Below are 24340 nucleotides of genomic sequence, written 5' to 3'. Positions count from 1 at the left end.
ATGAAGGTCGGGGTCGCACCATGAACGTCGAGGTCAACGGGCGCTCCTTCGCCGAGGAGCCGCGTCCCGGACAGTGCCTGCGCACCTATCTGCGCGAGCACGGCTGGTTCGGGGTGAAGAAGGGCTGTGACGCGGGCGACTGCGGGGCGTGCACGGTCCACGTGGACGGCGAGCCGGTGCACAGCTGCCTCTACCCCGCGTTCCGCGCCGACGGCCGATCCGTCACCACCGTCGAGGGGTTGGCCTCGCCCGACGGCGAACTCCACCCCGTCCAGCGGAAGTTCCTCGACGCGCAGGGCTTCCAGTGCGGCTTCTGCACCGCCGGGTTCCTGATGACCACGGCCACCCTGGACGAGGACCAACTCATCGATCTGCCACGGGCGTTCAAAGGCAACCTGTGCCGCTGCACCGGCTATCGCGCGATCGAGGACGCGGTACGGGGGGTGTGTCACGTCGAGACACCCGACGCCGGCGAGTCCGTCGGCCGCAGCCTCCCCGCCCCGGCCGGCCCCCAGGTCGTCACCGGCACCGCCCGCTACACCTTCGACGTCGACGTGCCCGGGCTGCTGCACATGAAGCTGCTGCGCTCCCCGCACGCGCACGCCCGCATCACCTCGATCGACATCACGGCGGCGCTCCAACTCCCGGGCGTCCACGCCGTGTTCACCCACCACGACGCCCCCGAACGGCACTTCTCCACCGCCCGCCACGAGCACCCCACGGAGGACCCGGACGACACCCGCGTCCTGGACGACACCGTGCGGTACGTGGGCCAGCGGGTGGCGGCCGTCGTCGCCGACAGCGAGGCCGCCGCCGAGGAGGGCTGCCGACGCGTCGAGGTGACGTACGAGGTACTGCCTGCCGTCCTCGACCCGGAGGAGGCGATGCGGCCCGGTGCGCCGGTCGTGCACGACAAGGACGCGGCCACCGCCCGGATCTCGCGTCCCCGGGACAATGTCGTCGGCGAGGCGCACGGCGAGATCGGTGACGTCGAGGCCGGGTTCGCCGAGGCGGACGCCGTGTACGAGGAGACGTACCGCACCCAGCGCGTGCAGCACGCCAGCCTGGAGACGCACGGGGCGGTGGCGTGGTTGGACGAGGACAACAGGCTTACCGTGCGCACCAGTTCACAGACCCCGTTCCTGACCCGTCGTGCCCTGTGCGCGCTGTACGACCTCCCCGAGGAGCGGGTGCGGGTCGTCGCCGGGCGGGTCGGCGGCGGCTTCGGCGGCAAGCAGGAGATGCTCGTCGAGGACATCGTGGCCCTCGCCGTGCTGCGCCTGCGCCGCCCGGTGAAGCTGGAGTACACCCGCGCCGAGCAGTTCTACGGGGCCACCACCCGGCACCCGTTCACGATCGCCGTGAAGATCGGCGCCCGCCGCGACGGCACACTGACCGCGCTGCGCCTGCGAGTTGTGTCGAATACGGGGGCGTACGGCAATCACGGGCCGGCCGTGATGTTCCACAGCGTCGGCGAGTCCATGGCCGTCTACCGCGCCCCGCACAAGAAGGTCGACGCCTACTCGGTCTACACGCACACCGTCCCGGCGGGCGCCTTCCGGGGCTACGGGCTCGGTCAGGTGATGTTCGCCGTCGAGTCGGCCCTCGACGAACTGGCCCGGCAACTCGGCCTGGATCCGCTGGAGTTCAAGGCGCGCAACATCATCGGTCCCGGCGAGGCGATGGTGACCCCGGGTGGCGAGGAGGAGGACCTGCACATCGCCAGCTACGGACTCGACCAGTGTCTCGCCGTCGTCCGCCGCGCCCAGGCCGAGGAGACCGCGACCGGAACGGAGGACATCCCCGAGGGCTGGCTGACCGGTGAGGGCGCGGCCCTCGCGATGATCGCCACCGGTCCGCCCGGCGGGCACCTCGCCGACGCGAAGGCCACCCTCCTCGCCGACGGAACCTTCGATCTCGCCGTCGGCACCGCCGAGTTCGGCAACGGCACCACCACCGTGCACCGCCAGATCGCGGCGGGCGAACTCGCCACCACCGTCGACCGGATCACGATCCGCCAGTCCGACACCGACGTCGTACGCCATGACACGGGCGCCTTCGCCTCCACCGGAACCGTCGTCGCGGGCAAGGCCACCCTGCGTGCCTCCCGCGCCCTGGCCGACCTGTTGCTCGACTTCGCCGCCGCGCACCTGCGGGTCCCGCGGGCGGAGTGCCGGCTCGGTGAGGAAGCCGTGCTGCACCCGGGCGGCCGGCTCGCGCTCAAGGAACTGCACGCCGCCGCACGGGCGGTGGGCGTCGAGTGCACCGCCGACGGGCACTTCGGCGGCACCCCGCGCTCGGTCGCCTTCAACGCGCAGTGGTTCAAGGTGGCCGTCGATCCCGGCACCGGTGAGATCCGCATCCTGCGCAGCGTGCACGCGGCCGACGCGGGCAAGGTGATGAACCCGATGCAGTGCCGGGGCCAGGTCGAGGGCGGGGTCGCCCAGGCGCTCGGCGCGACCCTCTTCGAGCACGTCCGGATCGACGACAGGGGCGCGGTGGAGACGGCCGCGTTCCGCCGTTACCGGCTGCCGCAGTACGCCGACGTGCCGCGTACCGAGGTCCACTTCATGGAGACGGCCGACACGATCGGCCCGCTCGGCGCCAAGTCGATGAGCGAGAGCCCCTTCAACCCGGTCGCCCCCGCCTTCGCCAACGCCCTGCGCGACGCGACCGGCGTCCGGTTCACGGAACTGCCGCTGACCCGGGACCGGGTGTGGCTGGGGCTGCGGGACGCCGGAGTCCACGGCGACGCCCCCTGACCCGATGGGGGCAGCGACCGGTCACGCGTCCCCGTACGCCTCCCCGCCCAGCTCCAACACCGCCGTCCCCGCGGTCGCGTCGGCGAGCCAGGAGCGGAGGGCGTCCACATCGGCATCCGGCAGGGCGATGTCGATCGTGACCGCCTCCGTGTACCGCACGTCCCGGACCTCGCGGCCGGTCGCGCGCAGGTCGTTCTGCACCTTGCCGGCGCGCTGGTGGTCGACGGTGACCGTGGCGAGGCGGTAACGGCGGCGGGTGCGGGTGCCGAGTTCGTCCAGGGCCTCGCCGACCGCGCCGCCGTACGCCCTGATCAGTCCGCCCGCGCCGAGCTTGACCCCGCCGTAGTAGCGGGTGACGACCGCGACCACGTACCGCATCTCGCGGCGCAGCAGCATCTGGAGCATGGGGACGCCCGCGGTGCCGCCCGGTTCGCCGTCGTCGCTGGCCTTCTGGACGGAGGCGTCGGCGCCGATGACGTAGGCCCAGCAGTTGTGGGAGGCGTCGGCGTGCTCCTTGCGGATCGCGGCGACGAAGGCCTGGGCCTCCTGCTCGGTGGCCGCCGGGGCGAGCGCGCACAGGAAGCGGGACCGGTTGACCTCGGTCTCGTGCACCCCCGCGCGGGCGACTGTGCGGTACTCGTCCTGCATCCGTCCACCCTATGACCTGGTGTTGTCGCCCTCTTCGGCCAGGTGGACAAGAGTGGCAGCGTGAACTCCCCGGCTTCCCCTGCCTCACCGACCGCACCGGCCTCCCCGTCCCCCGGTGTCAAGACCCGGCTGCGCTCGTGGCTCCTGGACGGACTCAGTCAGCAGACGGCCCGGCACCAGGGACCGCATGCCGCCCCGCAGCCCGAGGAGAAGGGCCACACCTGGTGGCGGGTGATGTGTCTGACCGGCGTCGACTACTTCTCCACGCTCGGCTACCAGCCGGGCATCGCCGCCCTCGCCGCCGGACTGCTCTCCCCGCTGGCGACGCTGGTGCTGATCGGGCTCACCCTGCTCGGCGCGCTGCCCGTCTACCGTCGGGTGGCGCACGAGAGCCCGCACGGCGAGGGCTCGATCGCCATGCTGGAGCGGTTGCTGTCGTGGTGGTCGGGGAAGATCTTCGTGCTGGTGCTGCTCGGGTTCGCGGCCACCGACTTCATGATCACGATCACCCTGTCGGCCGCCGACGCCGCCGCGCACGTCGTCGAGAACCCCTTCGCCCCGCACTGGCTGGAGGGCGAGAACCTCTGGATCACGCTGGTGCTGGTCGGTCTGCTCGGCGGGGTGTTCCTGAAGGGCTTCCGGGAGGCCATCGGGATCGCGGTGGTGCTGGTGGGGACGTATCTGACCCTCAACGTGGTCGTGCTCGCCGTCTCCGCCTGGGAGGTGCTGAGCCATCCGGTGCGGATCGGGGACTGGACGGACGCGATGACCGCCGAGCACTCCTCGCCCCTCGCCATGGTCGGGGTGGCGCTGCTGGTGTTCCCGAAGCTGGCGCTCGGCATGTCCGGCTTCGAGACCGGAGTCGCGGTGATGCCCCAGGTCAAGGGCGACCCGACGGACACGTACGCCAAGCCCACCGGCCGGATCCGGGAGACCCGCAGGCTGCTCACCACGGCCGCCGTCATCATGAGCTGCTTCCTGCTCCTGTCGAGCCTCGCGACGACGATCCTGATCCCGCAGGACGACTTCAAGACCGGCGGCCCGGCCAACGGACGCGCGCTCGCCTATCTCGCGCACGAGCACCTGGGCCAGGTCTTCGGCACGGTGTACGACGTCTCGACGATCGCCATCCTGTGGTTCGCGGGCGCCTCGGCGCTGGCCGGTCTGCTGAACCTCGTACCGCGCTATCTGCCGCGCTACGGCATGGCTCCGGAGTGGACGCGGGCGGTGCGGCCGCTGGTGCTGGTGTTCATGGTGGCCGCCGTCCTTATCACGCTGTGGTTCGACGCGAACGTCGACAAGCAGAGCGGGGCGTACGCGACCGGTGTGCTGGTGCTGATGCTGTCCGCGGCGTTCGCGTCGACGGTGGCCGTGCACAAGCGGGGGCACCGGCGGGCCGCGATCGGCTTCGGGGTGATCACCGCGGTCTTCGCGTACACCCTGGTCACCAATGTCGTGGAGCGGCCCGACGGCCTCAAGATCGCGCTGATCTTCATCCTCGCCATCCTGATGACCTCGTTCGTCTCACGGGTGCACCGGGCCTTCGAACTGCGGGCCACGGAGGTCACGTTCGACGAGACGGCGGCCCGCCTGGTGGACGAGGCGGCGGGCCGCGGACCGGTCCGGCTCATCGCCAACGAGCCGGACGACCACACCACCGGGCAGTACCGCGCCAAGGAGTACGAGCAGCGGGCCCACACGCACATCCCCGACGGTGAACCGCCGCTGTTCCTGGAGGTGTTCGTGCGGGACTCCTCCGACTTCCTGTCGGACGTCACCGTGCACGGCGACGAGAAACACGGGGTGCGGCGGCTGCGAGTGTCGGGCCCGACCGTGCCCAACACCATCGCCGCGGTCCTGCTGTCCATCCGCGACCGCACGGGCCAGGTTCCGCACGCCTACTTCAGCTGGACCGAGGGCAACCCGGTCAGCCACCTCTTCCAGTTCCTGGTCTTCGGCCACGGCGAGGTCGCGCCGGTCACCCGCGAGGTGCTGCGCCGGGCGGAGCCGGATCCGGCGCGGCGGCCGTGGGTGCACGTGGGGTAGGTCGGCGGGAGCGCCCGGCGCCTCAGTGCTTCCTGCCGCGCGGCACGAGCATGTCCGTCAGCAGGGCCGTGCCGGGGGCGAGGGCCTCCCAGGTGGTGCCGTGCCAGACCAGTACGGCGATCGCGGAGGTCGGGAACTTCAGCCGCACCTCGTCCAGCGCGTCGTCGAGACCGTCCTCGGCGAGTTCCAGGACGAGGTCCTCCAGGCCGGGGTTGTGCCCGACCAGGAGCAGCGTCTCCACCTCGGCGGACACCTCGTGCACGACGTCGAGCAGCTCGGGGACGTCGGCGCCGTACAGGCGCGGGTCGTGGTGGACCGGCGGCGGGGTGCCCCACTGGGCCGCGGCCGACTCCCAGGTCCGGCGGGCCCGTACGGCGGTGGAGCACAGGGCGAGGTCCGGCAGGAGGTCGTGCTCGGCCAGCGCGCGGCCCGCGGCGGGTGCGTCCCGGATGCCGCGCGGGGCGAGCGGTCGCTCGTGGTCGGGAACGCCCGCCGGCCAGGCGGACTTGGCGTGCCGCAGCACGACCAGCCGACGCAGCGGACCGACGCCCGCGCGGGCGATCACGCCGGCGATCCCAGGTCGCGGGAGAGCTCGAGAGCGAGCAGCCGGTCGGCGTAGACGTACGTCTCGAAGCGCGCCCCCTCGGGCAGTTCGGTCGACGCCTCCACGTCGGCCAGCACGCGCAGCACCTCGGGCACGTCGAGGTCGTCCTCCCAGGCCGCGCGCAACCGCGCACGCACCTGGTCGGGCACCGGCCGCGAGGGCTGCCGCGCCCACGCCGCGACCGCCCGACGCCACCGCCTGAGCGTGTCACCGGCCTCGGTCAGGGCGGCCTTGTCGAGCAGTGCGGGGGTGGCGCGGGGCAGGGAGAGGAGGGCGAGGCGCAGGACGGCGGGGTCGGTGCGGTTCGCACTCGGGTGCCCGGGCCGCAGCGCCTCCGGATGGCCGAGATCATCCTCAGCCACGTCCACAGGTGCTACGGCGACCAGGACCCCGTCCCCGGGGGCCGTGCCGTCCGCCTCCAGCACATGCACGACCTGCGACTCCCCCAGTCCGGAGCCGACGTCCCGAGTGTCCTCGAAGGGGTGGATGCCCAGCGCGGCACCGTCGGCCCGCAGTTCCGCCAGGTCCCGGTCGCCGGTCAGCAGGGGCCAGACCGGAGTACCGCCGAGTTCCAGCGTGCGGACGAGGAGATCGGCGACCAGCAGCACGCGCAGCGCGCCGGTGTCGTGGCCCCGCACATGGGCCTCGACCCTGGTCAGCCGTCGGCGGACAGGGGCGGCGTCGACGGGGCGGCCGGTTCGGGCGTCGGTGATGCGGAGCACGCAGCGAGCGTAGGCGGGCGGCGGGCCGGGCGCAGGCATCCTGCGCGTTTTCCGGACAGGGATCACGGACACGGATCACGGACCGGGGACCCGGAGTGAGGCCCCGGATAGGGGACCAGGAGTGAGGTCCCGGATCGGGGTCCCGGATTCCCCCAGGTGCGCGGGCCGAGGCCGTCAGTTCCCCCGTACCAGCCGGGCGGTGATGGTCTTCGGGCGCTGGTATTCGGGCAGGGCCAGGGTGCTCAGGTCCGTGCCGTGGCCCGAGGCGCCCCGGCCGCCGTGCGGGAGTTCGGCGGTCTGGACGAGGTGGCAGTTGAGCCAGGCCTCCCCCGCGTTCAGCCGGCCGGCGAGATCTAGCCCTGTGGTCAGGTCGCGGGTCCACACGCTCGCCGCCAGCGCCTGGAGCACGCCGTTGGCGAGGGCGACCGCCTCGTCCAGGGTCTCCGCCGACTGCACGGTGAGCAGCGGGCCGAAGACCTCTTCGACCACCGCCGGGTCGTCGTCGGGGAGGTCGGCCAGGATCCGGGTGGGGCGCCAGAAGCCGTTCTCCTCGCCGGGCCCGGTGGCGAGGTCGGCCGCGAGGTTCCGTCCGGCGGCGGAGGACTTGACGATGCCGTCGTAACGGGCCAGCTGGTCCGGGTTGTTGAGCGGACCGAAGTCCCGGCCCGCGAGGCAACTCCGGGCCGCGGCGGCCAACCGCTCCACCGTCTCCTCGTAGTTCTCGCGCAGGGTGATGACCCGGGCGGGCGCGGCGCAGCTCTGCCCGGCGTTGTAGGTGCAGGCGCGGGCGAGCTGGTCCCAGGTGTCGTCGGGGGCGTCGGGCAGGACGAGGGCGGGGGCGTTGCCGCCGAGTTCGAGACTGACCCGGCGCCCGGCGGCCCGTGCGGCCACATCGGCGCCGGCCGCCGCGCTGCCGGTGAACGCGACCATGTCGACGTGCGCCTCCACCAACAGCCGGCCGGTCTGCCGGTCGCCGGGAAGGGTGGTGAGGACGCCGGGGCCGAGCGCTTCGGCGGCGTGCTCTGCGAGCAGGGCAAGGGTGTCGGGGGTCGTCTCGGCGGGCTTGGCGACCACGGTGTTGCCGGCGGCCAGGGCCGGCGCGCACCGCCAAGTGGCCATCATCAGCGGGTAGTTCCAGGGCACGACGACGGCCACGACCCCGAGGGGTTCCCAGCGCACCCAGCTCTCGTGACCGTCGACCAGGCGTCCGGCGGCCGGTACGGACTGCGCGCGGACGGCGGAGGCGTAGAACCGGAAGAGGTCGGCGACCTGCGCGACCTCGCCCGTCGTCTCGCTCGCGGGCTTGCCGGTGCCGGCGGCCTCACGGGCCACGTACTGGTCGGCGTGTTCCTCCACCAGCGCGGCCAGCCGCTCCAGTCGGCGGGACCGTTCCCTGGGGGTAAGGCCGCGCCAGCCGGGCAGCGCGGCGCGGGCGGTCTCGACGGCGGCCCGCACCTCGCTCTCGCGGGCGACGGGGGCGGTGCCTCGGTCCCGGCCGGTGCGGGGGTCGATGAGGGTGGTGTTCACAGTGCGGTTGCCTCCATCGTGCTGTTCACAAGACACCGGCGGATTCGACCGGTTGGATCGCATCGGCCTTCACAGGGCCTGTTCGTGTTGACTCGGTTCACAGCGTCCGGATTGGCCCTGTTCACAGGCTCACAGCGCCAGTGTTGATCCGGTTCACAGCGCGCCCGCGTTGACCCGGTTCACAGGTCGTACGCCCGCAGCCACAGCTCCAGCGTGAGCACCAGCCACAGCTTCCCGCCCTGTCGGGGCAGCAGCGTGCCCTCGCCGCGCAGCCAGGTCCGTACGGTCTCGGGCCGGAACAGCCCCCGTTGCCGCGCGGCCCGGCCGAGCAACAGATCACCGCCCAACTCCCGCAGCGGCCCGGTCAGCCACTGCTGCACCGGAACCCGCATCCCGCTCTTGGGCCGGTCCACGACAGTCGCGGGCAGCAGATCACGCACGGCTTCCTTCAGGACCCATTTCTCGCTCGTGCCCCGGAGCTTGAGCGTGGGCGGGGTCGCGAAGGCGTGGTCGATCACCCGGCGGTCGAAGAGCGGGGCGCGGCCCTGGAGCCCTTGGGAGGCGGTGAGCCGTTCGACCTTGGTGAGGATGTGGTGGGCGCCCTTGGTCCGCAGGTTGCAGTGCAGGAGTTGGTTGAGCAGGTGGCTCATCCGGTCCGGGCCGGTGAGGTAGGGCTCGACGAAGCGTTGCGGGGCCGGCGCGGACTCCAGGGCGGACAGCGCGTCGGCGGTCAACAGGTCCGGGAGATCGGTCCAGCACTTGCGGTAGGACCGCAGATAGGCGGTGGCCCGGTCCTCGTACCAGGGCGAACCGAGCGCTCCCGGCGCCCCCGCGTGCATCTCCTGGACCAGCATCGGAAGGTTCTTCGGTCCGCCGAACACCGGGTCGCCGCCCTCCCCGTTGAGCACGGTCCGCAGCCCGTCGCCCGCGACCGCTTCGGCGAGCAACAGGTTCGGCACGGTCAGCGGGTCGCCGACCGGACTGTCGAGCAGGGCGGCCGCCTCGGCGAGGCGCGCGGCGACCTCCGTACCGGAGACCGTCAACACCCGGTGCCGGGTGTGGCAGTGCGAGGCGACGAGGCCCGAGTAGCCGAGTTCGTTGGGGAGTTCGTCGCCGAAGCTGATGGAGTACGTGTGCACGGGGTGGCCGTGCAGTTTCGCGGCGAGCGCGGTGACGAGCGAGCTGTCGATCCCGCCGGACAGCAGCACGCCCACCGCCTCGGCTTCCGGGAGCCGCCGGGCGGTGGCCTCTTCGAGGAGTGCGCGCAGGGTGAGGACGTGGTCGCCGGTTCCGTCGAACTCCCCCTCCCCGAGCCGCTCTTGAGGCTCCCAGTGGACCGTCTCCGTCACCGTCCCGTCGGCCGCCAGCCGCAGTACCCGGCCGGGCAGCACCTCGCGCACGCCCTCCAACAGCGTCTCGTCGCCCGGCAGATAGGCGAAGGTGAGGAACGAACGCACGGCGGACAGGTTCATACGGGTGCCCAGCGCGGGCCAACGGCGCAGTGCGCGCAGGGAGGTCGATGCCACCCAGGCGTCGGCGGCACGGGCGTAGAAGAGGGTGCGGGCGCCGACGTGGTCGCGGATCAGTACGAGGTCGCGGCCGTCGAGGACGGCCAGGGCGAACATGCCTTCGGCGAGCGAGACGCCCTCCGCGCCTAGCCGCGCCCAGCAGCGCAGCAACAGCTCGCCGTCACCGGTGTCCTGGGGGACGGGGACCCCGTCGGCCGCCAGGGCGGCCAGCAGGTCGGCGCGGTTGTGCAGGGTGACCTCTCCGACGGCCCGCATCCCGTACGCCTCGAACGGCCCCTGGGCATGCCCGGGTTCGTCCCGTACGAGGGCGAGACCGGGCGCGACCGCGACGGCGCCCATGGCGGCGAGGTGCGCGTCGGCGGCGCCGGCCCGACCGTCACCGGCACCGGGACCGGGACCGGGACGACTGTCGACGGGCGCGGTGTCCGACGCGAGGCTGACGCAGAAGCGCGTCATCGGAGAGTCCTTTCCTGTTGCCGCGTACGCGAACAGCCCCGTACGCACGCCTTCTTGTCCACCGGTCGAAAGGCTCGGTCACCCGAAGTCGTCGTCGCTCCAGCCACCCCCGTCGTCACCCCAGTCCCCGCCGTCCCAGTCACCGTCACCGCCGCTGCCGCCGTCCCCTCCCCCACCGCCGTCGCCTCCGGAGGACGCGCTCTGTGCCTGCTGGCGCAGTTCCTCTTCCTCCTCCGGCGAGAGGGTGAGCGGCGGCAACTGCGAGGCGGTGATGGCGAGTCCGGCCACACCGAGGCCGACGAGGATCGCGCCCATCCGGCCGCCGAACGACGTCCGGTTGATCATGAGGGTCTCGCCGCGCCCCCAGAGCGTGCGGCCGTACCCGATGTCGCGCCCATAGGTGACCGTGCCGTCGGCGAGGGTCCGCTTGACGATCTTGTCGCCCAGCAGCTCGTCCGTGCCGGCGTTCTCGCGGTCGTCCCGCCAGAGCACCTGGCCTGCCGGGCCGCGCCGACGCCATTCCTGCCGGCCGTCCTCGTAGGTGCGGTGGACGCTGCCGTCGGCGAGCAGTTCGTCCGTGTAGCCGATTTCGCGTGGGCGGATCATCGTCGTAGGTCCTCGGGTCTGCGGCGGAAGGGCATACGGTCCTCGGGGCGGCGGCGGATCATGCGTCGGGCCAGGTCATGAACCCGGCGGTGCGCAGACCGCGCAGCTCGCCCCAGACGGAGTGACGGGTCGGCCGGGGCCCCCGGGTGAGGCGCAGCACGGCACGCAGGAGCTTGGCCGGCGGTACCGCGGCGACCTCGGCGAACCGGCCCGCGGCCAGCCAGTCGACCTCCGCGGGCCGCAGCCCGGGCGGCAGCGGTCCGAGCGGCGGCACCGGGCGGGGCCTGCGCCCGGTCACCAGGCGGAGCGTCTGTGCGTGCCGGGGTACGAGTCCCAGCGAGACGACCCTGACGGACGCCGACCCCGCTTCCTCGCGCAGCCGACCCGGCAGCGCGATGCCGGCAGGGCTCGCGTCGTGCAGGACGTGCACGGTCGCGCCCTCGGCCCGTTCCAGGGCGGTGACCAGCCGGGGGTCGAGCGGCAGATCGTCCTCGGCACTCAAAACGGGACAGGCCGCCTCCAGGTGCACGTGGTTGGCCAGCAGCATGTGAGCGATGGCACGGTCCTGGCAGACGAGCAGTCGGGGCAGCGCGTAGTCGTAGAGGTCGGGCTCTCGGGCCGGCCCGCCGATCGTCGGGACGGCTGCGGCCTGCGCGTCGGCGGGAGCCGGCAGCAGGCCCGGCAACCCCGCGGCCCACTCCGCGCCGCGCAGCACCTCGGTGAACCGGGACAGCCGCAACGGCGGGGCCGGGCTGTGCGGGATGCGGCGCACCGGCGCGGGTGTCGGCCGCAGGACGCGGCAGGTCTCGTAGTACAGCTGGCGTTCGGTGAAGCGGAGGTTCCCGGGGGCGGCGGCGCGCTGCGCGGCGATGGTGATCGCCCGCTCCAGCAGCAGCCGGCCGACCGGGTTCATGGTCGTCGGCATGTCAGTTCCCGTCCCTCACCGGTGGTTTCGAAGGCGGCGGCCAGCTCATGAAGCCGACCTCGGCGGCCCGGCGCCGCTCCGTGTCCGGTGTGCCGCGAACCTCGCTCACGGCTCGCTCGACCGCCGACTCCAGCAGCGCGGGCGGCACCGCGGCGACCGGGCTGAGCCAGCCCTGGGTCAGCCACTCGGCCTCCTTGGGAGCGTGCCGCCTCAACTTCCGCAGCCAGTCCGGCTGTTGCTCCGGTTCCCCGAGCACACCGGCGGGTGGATCCTCGTAGAGCCGCACGGACTTGCGGTTGTCGACAACCGACCGGACCGGCAGTCCCGCGTCCACCACCACCCGCCAGGTCTCGCTCGCGCGGGCGTCGGCGACCAGTTGAAGGCCGCGCGCGCTCGCGTCGTGGAGCACCACCAGGGGTCCGGTGCCGGACAGTTGGGAGAGTCCGGCGGTGAGTGTCAGGTTCAGGCGTCGCGGAAATCCGTTGGCCGCCAGGAAGACGCGGACGGCCTGGTCCGGACAGAGCACCTCGACGGGCTCCGACTGCCGGTCGCCGCCCTTGCGCAGGCCGGCCCGCTCGCGTGGCTCCTGATCGCGTGCCTCCTGATACTTCTGGTCGTCCACGATCCCTGACGGCAGCTCTCCGTACGTGTGCACCCACCGCGCGCAGACCATCGTCCTGAAGTCCGACAGCGAGGGAGCCAGATACCAACCGGCCCGGCGTTCCGGCCGGTACGGCTCCCCCTTCGCCACCGCATGTACGAGGGCGGCCGCACCCACGCACCCCCACCACAGGAGCCAGGCGTAGGGCACGTCCTGTACGAGGAAGCCGAGCACCACGAGCCCGACGCCGAGGATCCAGCCCACCGTGCGCCCGACCCACCGCGGTCGTCCGCTCCTCGGGACCGTGGTCCAGGAGTTGTTCACGGTCCTGGCGGAGTACCAGAGTTGGGTGACGGTGACCTGTCGGCGGCCTCCGTCGGTGACCTTGTCGGCGATACGCCGGATGCGCGTGTCGTTCATTCCCTGGCCGTACACCTTGGGGTCGACGGCGTACCGGCGCCCGCAGCGCGAACACACGTTGCCCGTACGTTCTTTGGCCAGCAAAGAGGCCTGACAGTTGGGGCAGATCATCTCCCCTCCTCCGGCCAGGTCAGAAAGCCGACGGCGGCGGCGCGTCGCCGCACCGGATCGTCGGTCGCGCGAGCCCGCTCCACGGCCCGGGAGACGACGGCCAGCAGTTTGGCCGGCGGCACCCCGACGAGGGGGAATCCCCACCCCTTGCGCAGCCACTTCAGCTGCGCGGGGCTGAACTCCCCCTTCGCCGCGAGCTGTTCCATGACCCACGCCTCCGGCGCCTCGCCCCGCACGGGCACCGCGCGAGTGAGCCCTTGCACGGCTCCCAGGGGCAGGCCGATGTCGACGATCCGGCCGGCCGGCAGCGCGGAACGGATCTGGTGGGTGAGCAACAGGCCCTGGGCGTCGGCGTCATGGAGTACCAGCAGGGTCCGATCGGGTGCGGCGGGCAGCGAGTACGGCTCGACCACGAGCGTGACGCCGTACCGCGCGGTCAGGCCCGCCGCGTCGAGGAAGACGGCGACGGAACGGTCGGGGCAGACGAGGACGATCCCGTCGGACGGGCCGACAGCGGCACCGCCCGGCGGTGTGGTCGCCGGATAGGTGCGGTCGTCGACCATTCCGTCCGGCAGCGCCCCGTAGACGCTCCGCCACTCCGCCATCGGACCGGTGCGGAAGGCCTCCCGGGCAAGCCGCGGTCGCCCCCGGCCCACGCCCGCCACCGCGGCGACCACGAAACCGAGCGCCGCGAGCAGCGAGAGACCGCCGACGACGGCGAAGCCCCCGGTGTCCGAGCTGAGCCCGATGATCCCGAGGAAGAACCCGACGACGGCCAACGCGACGATGCAGCCCGTCTCGACCCGGGTGCTGCGCAGCGTCTTGCGGGACAGGGCGTACCACAACTGCCCCGGCGTGCAGGGCACTTGTCCTTCCTGGCCGAGCTTGAGGACGATCCGGCGGACCCGGAGGTCGTTGAGTTTCAGCGGGTTGGTCTTGGGGTCCAGGGCGTACCTGCGCCCGCATTTGCCGCAGACGTTGCCGGGACGTTCCTTGCGCAGCAGGGACTGCTCGCAGTGCGGACAGATCACCGACGTCCCTCCAGTCCCTGCGCGAGCCGGCGCAGCCGGGCCGCCAGCCGTTCCCGCGCGGTGGTGGCACCCGGCCCGCGCACCTGCTGGACCCGCTCGATGTCCCGCAGGGCCGCGGCCAGTTGGAGGTAGTCGGTGGCGGCGAGGGTGCTGGTGCGCGCGCCCGCCGAGCCGAGATCCTCGTACGCCGTACAGAGGTCGTCGTACGCCGACCCGCCGGCCCTGCGTTCCGCCTCGGGCGCGGTGATCGCGTAGTCCTCGTGGTCGATGCCGTAGCCGGTGTTCGCGGCCAGGATGGTCAGCGGGGCCGGGCCCCGGTTGGCGAAGGAGTGCGGCATCATCTCCGGGATGCGGATCAACTCGCCCGGGATGAGCGGGACTTCGGTGACGCGGCCGCGCTCGCTGTCGTACAGCCCGCAGGCCGCGTAGCCGAGGCTGAGGACGAAGTGTTCGCCGCCGTGCGCGTGCGGGGTGAAGGCGCTGCGCGGGCCGACGATGCCGAGTTTGACGGTGGCGTTGGAGGGCCGCTCGGGCGAGGTGGCGGCGTCCCCGACCAGATAGTGGGCGAACTGTCCGTCGTCGATGAACCGCAGCAGGTCCCGCTCGGGCCCCAGCTCCCGGGCGCCGTCCCGATCGGCGAGGACGACGGAGCCGTCGGCGCTCAGCCGGTACAGCCGGACCCCCAGCGGCAGCCCGGACCCCTCTTCACCTGCACTGCCGAACAAACGCGCCTCCCCCAAGAGCCGTTCACATAAGCGTTCGCATGGTAAGCCGAAGGTCAAGAACAGCACATGTAATCGAGGAATCATCACGCCCCGGCTCCTGTTGTGCCTGAGTAACAGGTCCTGTGTCCTGTACAGGCCCCGAATCCGAGGAGACCGAGCGTGTACGGCGACTCAGCGACAGTCCGCAAGATCCTCACCGAACTCGGCGACACCTGGGCGGTCGTGGGCCTGTCGTCGAACCAGCAGCGCGCGGCCTACGGTGTCGCGGCCGTCCTGCAGCGCTTCGGGAAGCGGATCGTGCCGGTGCACCCGAAGGCGGAGACGGTGCACGGGGAGAAGGGTTACGCGTCGCTGGCGGAGATCCCCTTCGAGGTCGACGTCGTGGACGTGTTCGTCAACAGCGATCTCGCCGGGGCCGTCGCCGACGAAGCCGTCGCCATCGGCGCGAAGGGCGTCTGGTTCCAACTCGGCGTGATCGACGAGGGCGCCTTCGACCGCACCCGCGCGGCCGGCCTGGAGATGGTCATGGACCGGTGCCCCGCGATCGAAATCCCGCGCCTGCGTTAGGCGCGGTCCACGATCCCCCCTCACCCTGGTCAAGTTTGCGCCAGGGGTCTTCTGCGCGCCCTTTTCTGATTCCTAACATGCAACCTCTCAGGCACTGAAAGTTTATATACATTTCATGAGAGGGCGCTGAGAAAATGGTAAGCGTCGAACACGCCCCCGCAGCGGAGACAAGAGGCCCGAGCGGGTTGCGGAGGGACGTCGGACTCATCGGTCTGATGTGGGCCTCCGTCGGTTCCATCATCGGTTCGGGATGGCTGTACGGCGCCGAGAAGGCGGTCGTGGCAGCCGGACCCGCGGCGATCATCTCGTGGGTGATCGGCGCGATCGCGATCGTGCTGCTGGCCCTGGTGCACGCCGAACTCGGCGGCATGTTCCCGGTCGCGGGCGGCACCGCACGCTATCCGCACTACGCCTTCGGCGGTCTGGCCGGCATGTCCTTCGGCTGGTTCTCCTGGCTGCAGGCCGCGACCGTCGCCCCGATCGAGGTCGAGGCGATGATCGGCTACGCCGGTCACTGGCACTGGGCCCAGGGCCTCCAGCACACCGACGGCACGCTGACCCCGAGCGGCCTGGCCACGGCCGTCGTCCTGATGGCCGTGTTCGTCGCCGTCAACTTCTTCGGCGTCCGCGCCCTCGCACACACCAACAGCGCCGCCACCTGGTGGAAGATCGCCGTCCCCCTGGGCGCCATCTTCATCATCGCGGTCGGCAACTTCCATCCGGGCAACTTCACTTCGGAGAGCTTCGCCCCGTTCGGCGCCAAGGGCGTGCTCAGCGCCATCAGCGGCAGCGGCATCATCTTCGCGCTCCTCGGCTTCGAGCAGGCCATCCAACTGGCGGGCGAGAGCCGCAATCCCAAACGGGACCTGCCCCGGGCGACGCTCGGCTCGGTCGCCATCGGCGCGGTCATCTACCTGCTGCTCCAGGTCGTGTTCATCGCCGCGCTGCCGCACAGCACGTTCGCGCACGGCTGGGCGCACCTCAACTTCCAGGGGATCAGCGGCCCTTGGGCCGGTCTCGCGACCCTGGTGGGCCTCGGCTGGCTGAGCGTGGTGCTCTACCTCGACGCCGTCATCTCCCCCGGCGGCACCGGCCTGATCTACACCACCGCCACCTCCCGGGTCTCCTTCGGCCTGGCCAAGAACGGCTACGCGCCCAAGCTCTTCGCGCGCACCGACGCCCGGGGCGTGCCGTGGTTCGGCCTGATCGTCTCGTTCGTGACCGGTGTGGTCTGCTTCCTGCCGTTCCCGAGCTGGCAGGAGCTGGTCGGCTTCATCACCTCGGCGAGCGTGCTGATGTACGCGGGCGCGCCCCTGGCGTACGGCGTCTTCGCCGACCGGCTGCCGCAGCACGACCGTCCCTACCGGCTGCCGGCCGGCAAGGTGCTCTCGCCGCTGTCGTTCGTGGTGGCCAACCTCATCATCTACTGGGCCGGTTGGGACACCCTGTGGCGGCTGGGCATCGCGATCGTCCTCGGTTACGTACTGCTCGGCGGCTACGCCTGGTACGCGACCTCGACCGGCCAACCGGACGCGCCCCGGCTGGACTTCAAGGCCGCCCAGTGGCTGCCGGTCTATCTGCTGGGCATGGGAGTGATCTCCTCGCAGGGCGGCTTCGGCGGCTCGGGCCGGATCGCCCTGTGGTGGGACATGCTGCTCATCGCCGCCTTCTCGGTCGGCATCTACTACTGGGCACGTGCGACCGCGTCCCCGGCCGAGGAGATCGAGCGGAGCATCGAGGAGGTCGTGGTGACGGACGCGCCCGCGCACTGACGGACGGCGATGCCCGTCGGCCGCGGTGAACCCTGCCGCGTCTGACGGGCCACCGTCATAATGCTCGGGTGACTTTCGCCTCCCCCCACGCCGAGTACCCCCACACCGGCTCCGACTCCGCCCACTCCGAGCCTCCGTCCGCGCAGCGCTTCCCGGTGGTGATCGTGGGCGCCGGACCCGCCGGCCTCACCATCGGCAACATCCTGCGCGCCGCCTCCGTCGACTGCCTGGTCCTGGAGGTGGAGACCCGCGAGTTCATAGAACGCCGGCCCCGGGCCGGTGTGATCGAGGAGTGGGCGGTGCGGGGCCTGGAGCAACGGGGCCTCGCGGACAACCTGTTGGCGCGGGCGCAGCTGCACACCGAGTGCGAGTTCCGGTTCGAGGCCCGGCGCCACCGGTTCTCGTACCAAGAGCTGACGGGGCATCACCATTTCGTCTACCCGCAGCCGTTGCTCGTGACGGACCTCGTGCGCGAGTACGCGGACGTGCGCGGCGGGGCCATCCGGTTCGACGTGCGGGACGTGCAGCTGCACGACATGGACTCGGACCGTCCCTCGGTGTCGTACACCGACCCGGAGACCGGTCAACGGCACGTCGTGCACTGCGACTTCGTCGCCGGCTGCGACGGGGCACGCGGGGTGACGCGGACCGTGCTGCCGGAGCGGGCCCGCATCGCGCGACACGACTACGGCATCGGCTGGCTGGCGCTGCTCGCCGAGGCACCGCCCTCCTCGGACTGCGTGGTGTTCGGCATCCATCCGCGCGGGTTCGCCGGGCACATGGCACGCAGCCCCGAGATCACCCGCTACTACCTGGAGTGTCCGCCCGGCGACGATCCGGAGAACTGGTCGCACGACAGGGTCTGGAGCGAGTTGCAGGAGCGGCTCGGTGCCGCCGACCGGCCGCCTCTTACGGAGGGGCGGCTGATCGAGAAGCGTGTCCTCGACATGCACAACTACGTGGTCGAACCGATGGTGTTCGGCCGGCTCTTCCTCGCCGGGGACGCGGCCCACCTCACGGCCCCCATCGCGGCCAAGGGCATGAACCTCGCCCTGCACGACGCCTTCCTGCTCGGCGACGGACTGGTCTCCTACCTCACCAAGGGCGAGGCGGCCGGCCTGCACGGCTACTCGGACGCGTGTCTGCAACGGGTGTGGGACTACCAGGAGTTCTCGCTGTGGCTGTCGGACATCTACCACGGCACGTCCTCCGGCGACCCGTTCCGCGCCGGCACCACACTCGCTCGGCTGCGCCGCCTGTTCACCTCACCCGCGGCGGCCGGCGCGTTCGCGGAGCAGTACCTCGGCGCGGACTCGGCGACCTGACAGGGCGCTGAGGGACACTCCGATTGGACGTGCTGACGAGAGACCCCGGTCAGCCGTACTGACGACCGGACACCCCGGTCAGACCGCCACTCCCAGCCCCTCCAGGACCACGGCGCCGGGCAGTTCGGCGAACGCCTTGCCCGGCACGAGGAGTTTGCCGCGCCGCCGGCCGCTGCCGACCAGGACGTAGGGCAGGTCGACGACGGCCGAGTCCACCAACAGGGGCCAGCTCTCCGGCAGTCCGATCGGGGTGATGCCGCCGTACTCCATGCCGGTCTCGCCCGTCGCCGTGTCCATCGACGCGAACGAGGCCTTGCGGGCGCCGAGTTGGCGGCGGACCGTGCCGTTCACGTCGACCCGGGTGGTGGACAGGGCGACACAGGCCGCGAGGGTGGTCTCGCCGCCCCGCTTGCCGGCGACGACCACGCAGTTGGCCGACTGCTCGAGCAGCTCCTGGCCGTAGTGCTCCACGAAGACAGCGGTGTCGGCCCATTGGGGGTCCGTCTCGACGTACAGGATCTGCTCGGCGGGGACGCTGCCGCGCCACCGGCGCACGGCGTCGGCGACCGGGCCGATCAGGTCGTCGAGGGCGTCGGGGGCGGGGGTGGCGTGGTCGAAGCGTCCGATGGGTGCGTCCATGGCGGCACGCTAACAAACCCCTCGGGGTCTCAGGGGCGCACGCCGGGTACCGAGACGCACATGATCATCTCGACCGGCGCCTGCCCCTCGTTGCCGTACGTGTGCGGGCTGTTGGCCTCGAAGGAGACGCTCGAACCGGCCGGGACGGGGTACTTCTCGCCGTCGACAGTGAGGGTCAGTTCGCCCGCCGTGACGTGCACGAGCTCGACCGTGCCGGTGGGGTGCGGGTCGGAGGGGCTGTGGTCGCCGGGCATGAGGCGCCAGTCCCACATCTCGAGGGGGCCGGGGGCCTCGGTGCCGGCGAGGAGGCGGTTGTAGCTGCCGGCGTCGGTGTGCCAGAGCCGCACCGCCTGGTCGGCGGGGACGATCCGGACCCGGGGGCCCTGCTCGTAGTCGAGCAGCGTGGTGATGCTGATGCCCAGCGCGTCCCCGATCTTCACGACCGTGCCGATGCTGGGGTTGGTGCGGGCCTGCTCGATCTGGATGAGCATGCCGCGGCTGACTCCGGCCCGGGCGGCGAGCGCGTCGAGGGTGAAGCCGCGTTCGTTGCGCCAGCGCTTGACGTTGCGCGCCAGGGACTGGTTCAGCAGGTCGAGGTCCGCCACTATACGTCCAATATTCTGAATGACAGAGTTCAATGCAGTGAACTACGGTGTGGTGCACCGGATCGTTCACCGAACTGTACTGCGAGGCGACCGTGACAGCATTCTTCGCCCTGGCCACCAGCCTCCTGTGGGGCATGGCCGACTTCGGCGGCGGCCTGCTCACCCGGCGTCTCTCGGCGCTGACGGTGGTCGTGGTCTCGCAGGTGATCGCGGCGGCCGTGCTCGGCGCGGTCGTGGTGGCCACGGGCGGCTGGAGCGAGGCGGGACCGCGCCTCTGGTTCGCGGTCGCGGCCGGGCTGGCGGGGCCGGTCGCGATGATCTCCTTCTACAAGGCGCTCGCACTGGGCCCGATGGGCGTCGTCTCCCCGCTCGCGACCCTGAGCGTGGCCGTCCCGGTCAGCGTGGGCCTGTTCCTCGGCGAACGCCCCGGTCTGACGCAGTTCGCGGGGATCGCGGTGGCCGTCACCGGAGTCGTCCTCGCCGGCGGCCCCCAACTGCGCGGCGCGCCGGTCCAGCGCCAGGCGATCGTGCTCACCCTCGTCGCGGCCCTCGGCTTCGGTGCGGTCTTCGCCCTGATCGCGGAGGCCTCGACGACCGTCACCGGTCTCTTCCTCGCCCTCTTCGTGCAGCGTCTGACGAACGTGGCCGCGGGCGGCATCGCCCTGTACGTCTCCGTCCGACGTGGCGCCGAGGCCCTCCCGCCGAGCGGCTTCCCCTGGGCCTCCCTGCCGACCCTCGCCTTCGTCGGCCTCGCGGACGTGGCGGCCAACGGCACGTACTCGATCGCCGCCCAGCACGGCCCGATCACCGTGGCCGCGGTCCTGGCCTCGCTCTACCCGGTGGTGACGTCCCTGGCCGCCCGCGGCTTCCTCCACGAACGCCTCCGCACGGTCCAGGCGGCGGGAGCGGGCCTGGCCCTCCTCGGCACGTTGCTGCTGGCCGCAGGGTGAGCGAGGCAGGTCACTACTCCACGTCGAGCTGCGCCAGGCGCTCCACCGTCTCCTCGTCCAACTCCGAGAGCGCCAGCAGCTGTTCGGGCGTGACGCCGTCGGGGATCGGGACCGGCGCGGGGGTCCTGAGCGGCGGCTGCCAGCCCTCCGCGGCCGTCCAGCGGCGTACGACCCGGGCCGGTGCCCCCGCCACCACCGCGTGGTCGGGCACCTCGCCGCGGACGACCGCGCCGGCGGCCACCACCACGTTCCGGCCGATCCGCGCGCCCGGCAGGATCACCGCGCCGGTGCCGATCCAGCAGCCCGGGCCGATCTCCACCGGTTCCATCCGCGGCCACTGCTTGCCGATGGGCTCGTGGGGATCGTCGTACGAGTGGTTCGTGGACGTGACGTAGACGTAGGGCCCGAAGTAGCAGTCGCTGCCGATGGTGACCGTCGTGTCGGCGATGACGTGGCTGCCGCGGCCGAGGACCACGCCGTCGCCGAGGCGCAGGATCGGGTCGGGGCCGAGGTCGAGGTCGGGCATCAGGCCGGCGGTGAGGGTGACCTGTTCGCCGACGATGCAGTGGGCGCCCAGATGGATCCAGGGTTCGCCGAAGACCGTGCCGAGCGGGAAGGCGAGTCTGGTACCGGTTCCTATCGCCCCGAAGCGGAACCGTCCCGGGGAGTCGGCGGTCACGGAGCCCGTGCGCTGCACCCAGGCCCAGCCCGCGTGCACGGCGCGCTGGACGAGACGGTGACGCCAGGATGAGAACGTGTTCTTGCGCTTCGGCACCCGCTCACCGTACTGACGGCGAGGTGCACCCATGAGGTCGAGGGGCTGTGATCTTCGCCCTACCGGGTGGCGTACGGTGCGCTGAGTACCGACGACGAGGAGAGGTCGATGACGCACGAGGCACTCATCACGGGCATCGGCGGCAGGGAGCCGAGGATCGACGAAACGGCGTTCGTGGCGCCCACGGCCTCGGTGATCGGGGACGTGACGCTGGGGGCCGGGGCGAGCGTCTGGTACGGCGCCGTCCTGCGCGGTGACGTCGAGCGGATCTCCGTCGGCGCGCGGGCCAACATCCAGGACAACTGCACGCTCCACGCGGACCCGGGCTTCCCGGTGAGCGTCGGCGAGCGGGTGTCCGTGGGGCACAACGCGGTGGTGCACGGGGCGACCGTCGAGGACGACTGCCTGATCGGCATGGGCGCGACGGTCCTCAACGGCGCTGTGATCGGCGCCGGTTCACTCGTCGCCGCGCAGGCGCTGGTGCCGCAGGGAATGCAGGTACCGCCGGGTTCGCTGGTCGCGGGCGTCCCGGCGAAGGTGCGGCGGGAGCTGACCGTCGAGGAGCGCGAGGGCCTCACCCTCAACGGCACGCTCTACGCGGAGCTCGCCAAGTCGCACAACGAGCTGTACGAGAAGCCGTAGACCTCAGTCGAGGGACAGGCACATCTCAGTCGACGGCCGGGACGGGCTCCGCCTCGGCCGCCTCCCGCTGTGCCGCCGCCTTCTTCGCCTTGCGCCTGATCACCAGCATCGACGCGAGCCCGAAGAGGACGGCCGCCGCGAGGCCCAGGTAGGAGAACCGCTTCAGCCAGTCCTCGGCGACCACGCCGACGTAGTAGATGACCGCCGTCGTGCCGCCCGCCCAGCAGATCCCGCCGAGGACGTTGGCGATCAGGAACTTCCAGTACGGCATGTGCAGGACGCCCGCGAGCGGCCCGGCGAAGATCCGCAGCAGGGCGACGAAGCGGCCGAAGAAGACGGCCCACATGCCCCACTTCTCGAAGGACCGCTCGGCGGTGGCGATATGTCCCTCACCGAAGTGCCGTGGGAACTTCTTGCCGAGCCAGGCCAGCAGCGGCCGTCCGCCCTTGCGGCCGATCGCGTAGCCGATGGAGTCGCCGATCACGGCACCGAGGGTCGCGCAGGCGCCGAGGACGACCGGGTTGATGCCTGAGTGCTGCGAGGACAGCAGCGCCGCCGAGACCAGGACGATCTCGCCCGGCAGCGGGATGCCCAGGCTCTCCAGACCGATGACCAGTGCCACCACGGCATAGACGGCTGCCGCGGGTACCGTGTCGAGCCATTCCTGGACGTGCAACGCCGGTTCCTCCCGATTCGTGACCGTTCGTGCCCTGCTCGTACCCTGCGTACGCGGGCATTCCCGGCGCGCGCCGCGCGAGGCGCACGCCGGGAAGCCTACCGGGTCACCGCGCGGCGGCACCGTCCCACAGGTCGCACCGGTGGTCCCGGTGGACGGAGGTGCTGAGGACGTTCCCGCCCTTGGACGCCGTGCGCAGCGAGAGCACCACGCCCGGTGTGCGGGGCATCGGCGGCTGTCCGACGGCCCGCGGCACACCGTCCCGTACGAAGGATCCCCAGTACGCCACCATCTGCCGCGCCAGCGCCCGCTGTTCGGCATTGAGCGGCGACTCCAGACCGAAGTGCCGGAACAGGTACTGCACTTCGTTCACGTGGGTCGCGCCGAAGTCGAAGTCGGTGTGCAGGTTGCGCAGGGAGGCGAAGGGCGGCGAGGTGAGGTCGGCGAACTCGTACGAGTAGACCGGTCCGCGCTTCGCGAGGAGGCCGTCGAGCCGCAGCGCCGGGCAGGCGAACAGGGTGTCGCCCTGGGCGGTGGCGTACGCGATGGTCGGCGAGGGGTAGGCCGAGACCGGGTAGCGGGCCAGCGCCTCCTCTCCGAAATCGGCGCGCACGACGTCCGGGTACTGCTCGGCGGTGAGCGGGGTGCCGTTCAGGTCGAATCGCGAGAACGCGAACAGCCGTCCCTCGTCGTGGTTCGCCCCGTTCAGCACCGGCACCCCGGCGGCGGCCCCCTTCGCCAGTGCCTCCTCGGGCTGCCGTGGCAGGAAGGTCCCGCCGACCACGGGCGCCCAGTCGAAGTCGTCCTGGGCGGCGAGGATCTCGGCGGCCGACCTGCCGCGCAGACACGCGACGGTCGTGCAGCCGAGCTTCCGCGCGAAGGCGGCACCCTCGGACACGGCCGTCCGATGCGTACGGGCGCCGCAGTCGTCGTAGGCCCCGCTCTCGATGATCCCGGCCCGGAACAGACCCTTCGCGGTCGGCGAGGCGAGCTGCGTGCAGACCGAACGGCCGCCCGCCGACTCGCCGGCGATGGTCACGCGGCCCGAATCTCCGCCGAAGCGGCCGATGTTGGCGCGCACCCAGCGCAGGGCGGCCTGCTGGTCGAGCAGGCCGAAGTGGCCGGAGACACCGTCGCGCACCTCGTCGTCGAGGCCCGCCGCGGCGAGGAACCCCATCGCTCCGAGGCGGTAGTTGACGGTCACGACGACGGTCCCGGTCTGCCGCGCGAAGGCGTCCGGCACGACGTCCTGCCCGGCGCCCGCGGTGAGCCCGCCACCGTGGAACCAGACCATGACCGCGCGCCGCCCGGACCCCTTCGGGACGTACACGTTCAGGTCGAGACAGTCCTCGGTGTACGAGGGCTGCTCGTATCCGGGGTCCCAACTCGACGTCTGTACACACTTGCTGCCGAAGTCCAGCGCGGAGCGCACCCCTTGCCAGGGCCGGACGGGCTCCGGGTTCCGCCAGCGCAGCTTGCCGACCGGCGGTTCGGCGTACGGGATACCGAGGAACTGCCGTCCCTCGGCGGTGATTCGACCACGCACCGCACCCGCGTCGGTGTGCACGACCGGTCCGCCGTGCGCCGCGCCCGACTCGCCGGCCGAGGCGACGGGCAAGGGCGAGACGAGCGTGACTGCGAGGGCCGTGAGAGCGATACCGAAACGCCGCAACATC

General features: G+C 71.8%; 22 protein-coding genes. 7 read left to right on the top strand and 15 right to left on the bottom strand.

Annotated features, from left to right (window positions below):
• Positions 1 to 20: 20 nt before the first annotated feature.
• Positions 21 to 2762, top strand: coding sequence for a molybdopterin-dependent oxidoreductase (locus tag ACWD5F_RS32035; RefSeq protein ID WP_451259703.1), 2742 nt, complete (start codon positions 21 to 23; stop codon positions 2760 to 2762).
• Between the two features lie 21 nt (positions 2763 to 2783).
• Here the strand turns inward: ACWD5F_RS32035 and ACWD5F_RS32030 are convergent, their stop codons facing one another.
• Entirely contained in the window at positions 2784 to 3410 is a 627-nt protein-coding gene (locus ACWD5F_RS32030; RefSeq protein WP_451259701.1) for a YigZ family protein, read from the bottom strand.
• Positions 3411 to 3539: 129 nt separating this feature from the next.
• Between ACWD5F_RS32030 and ACWD5F_RS32025 the strand changes: the two genes are divergently transcribed.
• Positions 3540 to 5456 (top strand): amino acid transporter, encoded by a 1917-nt coding sequence (locus ACWD5F_RS32025; RefSeq protein WP_451260116.1) that lies wholly within the window; start codon positions 3540 to 3542, stop codon positions 5454 to 5456.
• Positions 5457 to 5478: 22 nt separating this feature from the next.
• Here ACWD5F_RS32025 and ACWD5F_RS32020 read toward each other — a convergent pair whose 3' ends face one another.
• From ACWD5F_RS32020 to ACWD5F_RS31980, 9 genes are all read right to left on the bottom strand, one after another.
• Positions 5479 to 6021 (bottom strand): SixA phosphatase family protein, encoded by a 543-nt coding sequence (locus ACWD5F_RS32020; protein WP_451259699.1) that lies wholly within the window; start codon positions 6019 to 6021, stop codon positions 5479 to 5481.
• Positions 6018 to 6821 carry a hypothetical protein gene (locus tag ACWD5F_RS32015; RefSeq protein WP_451259697.1) on the bottom strand — a complete coding sequence of 268 codons (804 nt, stop codon included), beginning with the start codon at positions 6819 to 6821 and terminating at the stop codon, positions 6018 to 6020. The genes ACWD5F_RS32020 and ACWD5F_RS32015 overlap by 4 nt, the downstream gene beginning before the upstream one ends.
• A gap of 135 nt (positions 6822 to 6956) precedes the next feature.
• Complete coding sequence (locus ACWD5F_RS32010) at positions 6957 to 8309, bottom strand: aldehyde dehydrogenase family protein (RefSeq protein WP_451259695.1); 1353 nt, start codon at positions 8307 to 8309, stop codon at positions 6957 to 6959.
• Positions 8310 to 8488: 179 nt separating this feature from the next.
• A complete protein-coding gene (locus tag ACWD5F_RS32005; RefSeq protein WP_451259693.1) occupies positions 8489 to 10294 on the bottom strand; it encodes an asparagine synthetase B family protein in 1806 nt (601 codons plus the stop codon).
• Between the two features lie 78 nt (positions 10295 to 10372).
• On the bottom strand, positions 10373 to 10900 hold the full coding sequence (locus tag ACWD5F_RS32000; RefSeq protein WP_451259691.1) for a hypothetical protein: 528 nt from the start codon (positions 10898 to 10900) through the stop codon (positions 10373 to 10375).
• Between the two features lie 58 nt (positions 10901 to 10958).
• A complete protein-coding gene (locus ACWD5F_RS31995) occupies positions 10959 to 11825 on the bottom strand; it encodes a hypothetical protein (protein WP_451259689.1) in 867 nt (288 codons plus the stop codon).
• Position 11826: 1 nt separating this feature from the next.
• The gene (locus ACWD5F_RS31990; RefSeq protein ID WP_451259687.1) at positions 11827 to 12846 is read right to left on the bottom strand and encodes a hypothetical protein; all 1020 of its coding nucleotides are present in this window, start codon (positions 12844 to 12846) and stop codon (positions 11827 to 11829) included.
• A 107-nt stretch (positions 12847 to 12953) separates the two neighbouring features.
• Positions 12954 to 13988: a hypothetical protein gene (locus ACWD5F_RS31985; RefSeq protein WP_451259685.1), complete on the bottom strand. Its 1035-nt coding sequence runs from the start codon at positions 13986 to 13988 to the stop codon at positions 12954 to 12956.
• Positions 13985 to 14713: a cupin domain-containing protein gene (locus ACWD5F_RS31980; RefSeq protein ID WP_451259683.1), complete on the bottom strand. Its 729-nt coding sequence runs from the start codon at positions 14711 to 14713 to the stop codon at positions 13985 to 13987. The genes ACWD5F_RS31985 and ACWD5F_RS31980 overlap by 4 nt, the downstream gene beginning before the upstream one ends.
• A 159-nt stretch (positions 14714 to 14872) precedes the next feature.
• On the opposite strand from ACWD5F_RS31980, the gene ACWD5F_RS31975 reads away from it, so the two are divergent.
• From ACWD5F_RS31975 to ACWD5F_RS31965, 3 genes are all read left to right on the top strand, one after another.
• Positions 14873 to 15280, top strand: a complete 408-nt coding sequence (locus ACWD5F_RS31975) for a CoA-binding protein (protein WP_451259681.1) — start codon at positions 14873 to 14875, stop codon at positions 15278 to 15280.
• A 134-nt stretch (positions 15281 to 15414) separates the two neighbouring features.
• A complete protein-coding gene (locus ACWD5F_RS31970) occupies positions 15415 to 17052 on the top strand; it encodes an APC family permease (protein ID WP_451259679.1) in 1638 nt (545 codons plus the stop codon).
• A 155-nt stretch (positions 17053 to 17207) separates the two neighbouring features.
• The gene (locus tag ACWD5F_RS31965) at positions 17208 to 18377 is read left to right on the top strand and encodes a 4-hydroxybenzoate 3-monooxygenase (protein ID WP_451260115.1); all 1170 of its coding nucleotides are present in this window, start codon (positions 17208 to 17210) and stop codon (positions 18375 to 18377) included.
• 78 nt (positions 18378 to 18455) lie between these two features.
• On the opposite strand, the gene ACWD5F_RS31960 is transcribed toward ACWD5F_RS31965, so the two are convergent.
• Complete coding sequence (locus tag ACWD5F_RS31960; RefSeq protein WP_451259677.1) at positions 18456 to 19016, bottom strand: YbaK/EbsC family protein; 561 nt, start codon at positions 19014 to 19016, stop codon at positions 18456 to 18458.
• 29 nt (positions 19017 to 19045) lie between these two features.
• On the bottom strand, positions 19046 to 19621 hold the full coding sequence (locus ACWD5F_RS31955) for a helix-turn-helix domain-containing protein (RefSeq protein WP_451259675.1): 576 nt from the start codon (positions 19619 to 19621) through the stop codon (positions 19046 to 19048).
• 92 nt (positions 19622 to 19713) lie between these two features.
• On the opposite strand from ACWD5F_RS31955, the gene ACWD5F_RS31950 reads away from it, so the two are divergent.
• A complete protein-coding gene (locus ACWD5F_RS31950) occupies positions 19714 to 20571 on the top strand; it encodes an EamA family transporter (protein ID WP_451259673.1) in 858 nt (285 codons plus the stop codon).
• A 13-nt stretch (positions 20572 to 20584) separates the two neighbouring features.
• Here ACWD5F_RS31950 and ACWD5F_RS31945 read toward each other — a convergent pair whose 3' ends face one another.
• Positions 20585 to 21379 (bottom strand): acyltransferase, encoded by a 795-nt coding sequence (locus ACWD5F_RS31945; protein ID WP_451259671.1) that lies wholly within the window; start codon positions 21377 to 21379, stop codon positions 20585 to 20587.
• A gap of 75 nt (positions 21380 to 21454) precedes the next feature.
• Here ACWD5F_RS31945 and ACWD5F_RS31940 point away from each other — a divergent pair, with 75 nt between their 5' ends.
• Positions 21455 to 21988: a gamma carbonic anhydrase family protein gene (locus tag ACWD5F_RS31940; protein WP_451259669.1), complete on the top strand. Its 534-nt coding sequence runs from the start codon at positions 21455 to 21457 to the stop codon at positions 21986 to 21988.
• A gap of 25 nt (positions 21989 to 22013) precedes the next feature.
• Here ACWD5F_RS31940 and ACWD5F_RS31935 read toward each other — a convergent pair whose 3' ends face one another.
• Positions 22014 to 22664: a DedA family protein gene (locus ACWD5F_RS31935; RefSeq protein ID WP_124000551.1), complete on the bottom strand. Its 651-nt coding sequence runs from the start codon at positions 22662 to 22664 to the stop codon at positions 22014 to 22016.
• 106 nt (positions 22665 to 22770) lie between these two features.
• Positions 22771 to 24339, bottom strand: a complete 1569-nt coding sequence (locus ACWD5F_RS31930) for a carboxylesterase/lipase family protein (protein WP_451260114.1) — start codon at positions 24337 to 24339, stop codon at positions 22771 to 22773.
• Position 24340 lies beyond the last annotated feature (1 nt).

The sequence above is a fragment of the Streptomyces sp. NPDC002499 genome (assembly GCF_053595415.1).
Note: the sequence above shows the minus strand (reverse complement) of the source record. Positions and strands in the feature narration are given on the sequence as shown.

What these genes read in the sequence shown, in the direction of transcription:
- ACWD5F_RS32035 (WP_451259703.1), top strand. Translation starts at nt 21, where the DNA reads ATGAACGTCGAGGTCAACGGGCGCTCCTTCGCCGAGGAGCCGCGTCCC.
- ACWD5F_RS32005 (WP_451259693.1), bottom strand. Translation starts at nt 10,294, where the DNA reads ATGACGCGCTTCTGCGTCAGCCTCGCGTCGGACACCGCGCCCGTCGAC.
- ACWD5F_RS31970 (WP_451259679.1), top strand. Translation starts at nt 15,415, where the DNA reads ATGGTAAGCGTCGAACACGCCCCCGCAGCGGAGACAAGAGGCCCGAGC.
- ACWD5F_RS32030 (WP_451259701.1), bottom strand. Translation starts at nt 3,410, where the DNA reads ATGCAGGACGAGTACCGCACAGTCGCCCGCGCGGGGGTGCACGAGACC.
- ACWD5F_RS32000 (WP_451259691.1), bottom strand. Translation starts at nt 10,900, where the DNA reads ATGATCCGCCCACGCGAAATCGGCTACACGGACGAACTGCTCGCCGAC.
- ACWD5F_RS31990 (WP_451259687.1), bottom strand. Translation starts at nt 12,846, where the DNA reads ATGAACGACACGCGCATCCGGCGTATCGCCGACAAGGTCACCGACGGA.
- ACWD5F_RS31945 (WP_451259671.1), bottom strand. Translation starts at nt 21,379, where the DNA reads ATGGGTGCACCTCGCCGTCAGTACGGTGAGCGGGTGCCGAAGCGCAAG.
- ACWD5F_RS31940 (WP_451259669.1), top strand. Translation starts at nt 21,455, where the DNA reads ATGACGCACGAGGCACTCATCACGGGCATCGGCGGCAGGGAGCCGAGG.
- ACWD5F_RS31995 (WP_451259689.1), bottom strand. Translation starts at nt 11,825, where the DNA reads ATGCCGACGACCATGAACCCGGTCGGCCGGCTGCTGCTGGAGCGGGCG.
- ACWD5F_RS32015 (WP_451259697.1), bottom strand. Translation starts at nt 6,821, where the DNA reads ATGCCTGCGCCCGGCCCGCCGCCCGCCTACGCTCGCTGCGTGCTCCGC.
- ACWD5F_RS31930 (WP_451260114.1), bottom strand. Translation starts at nt 24,339, where the DNA reads ATGTTGCGGCGTTTCGGTATCGCTCTCACGGCCCTCGCAGTCACGCTC.
- ACWD5F_RS31960 (WP_451259677.1), bottom strand. Translation starts at nt 19,016, where the DNA reads ATGGACGCACCCATCGGACGCTTCGACCACGCCACCCCCGCCCCCGAC.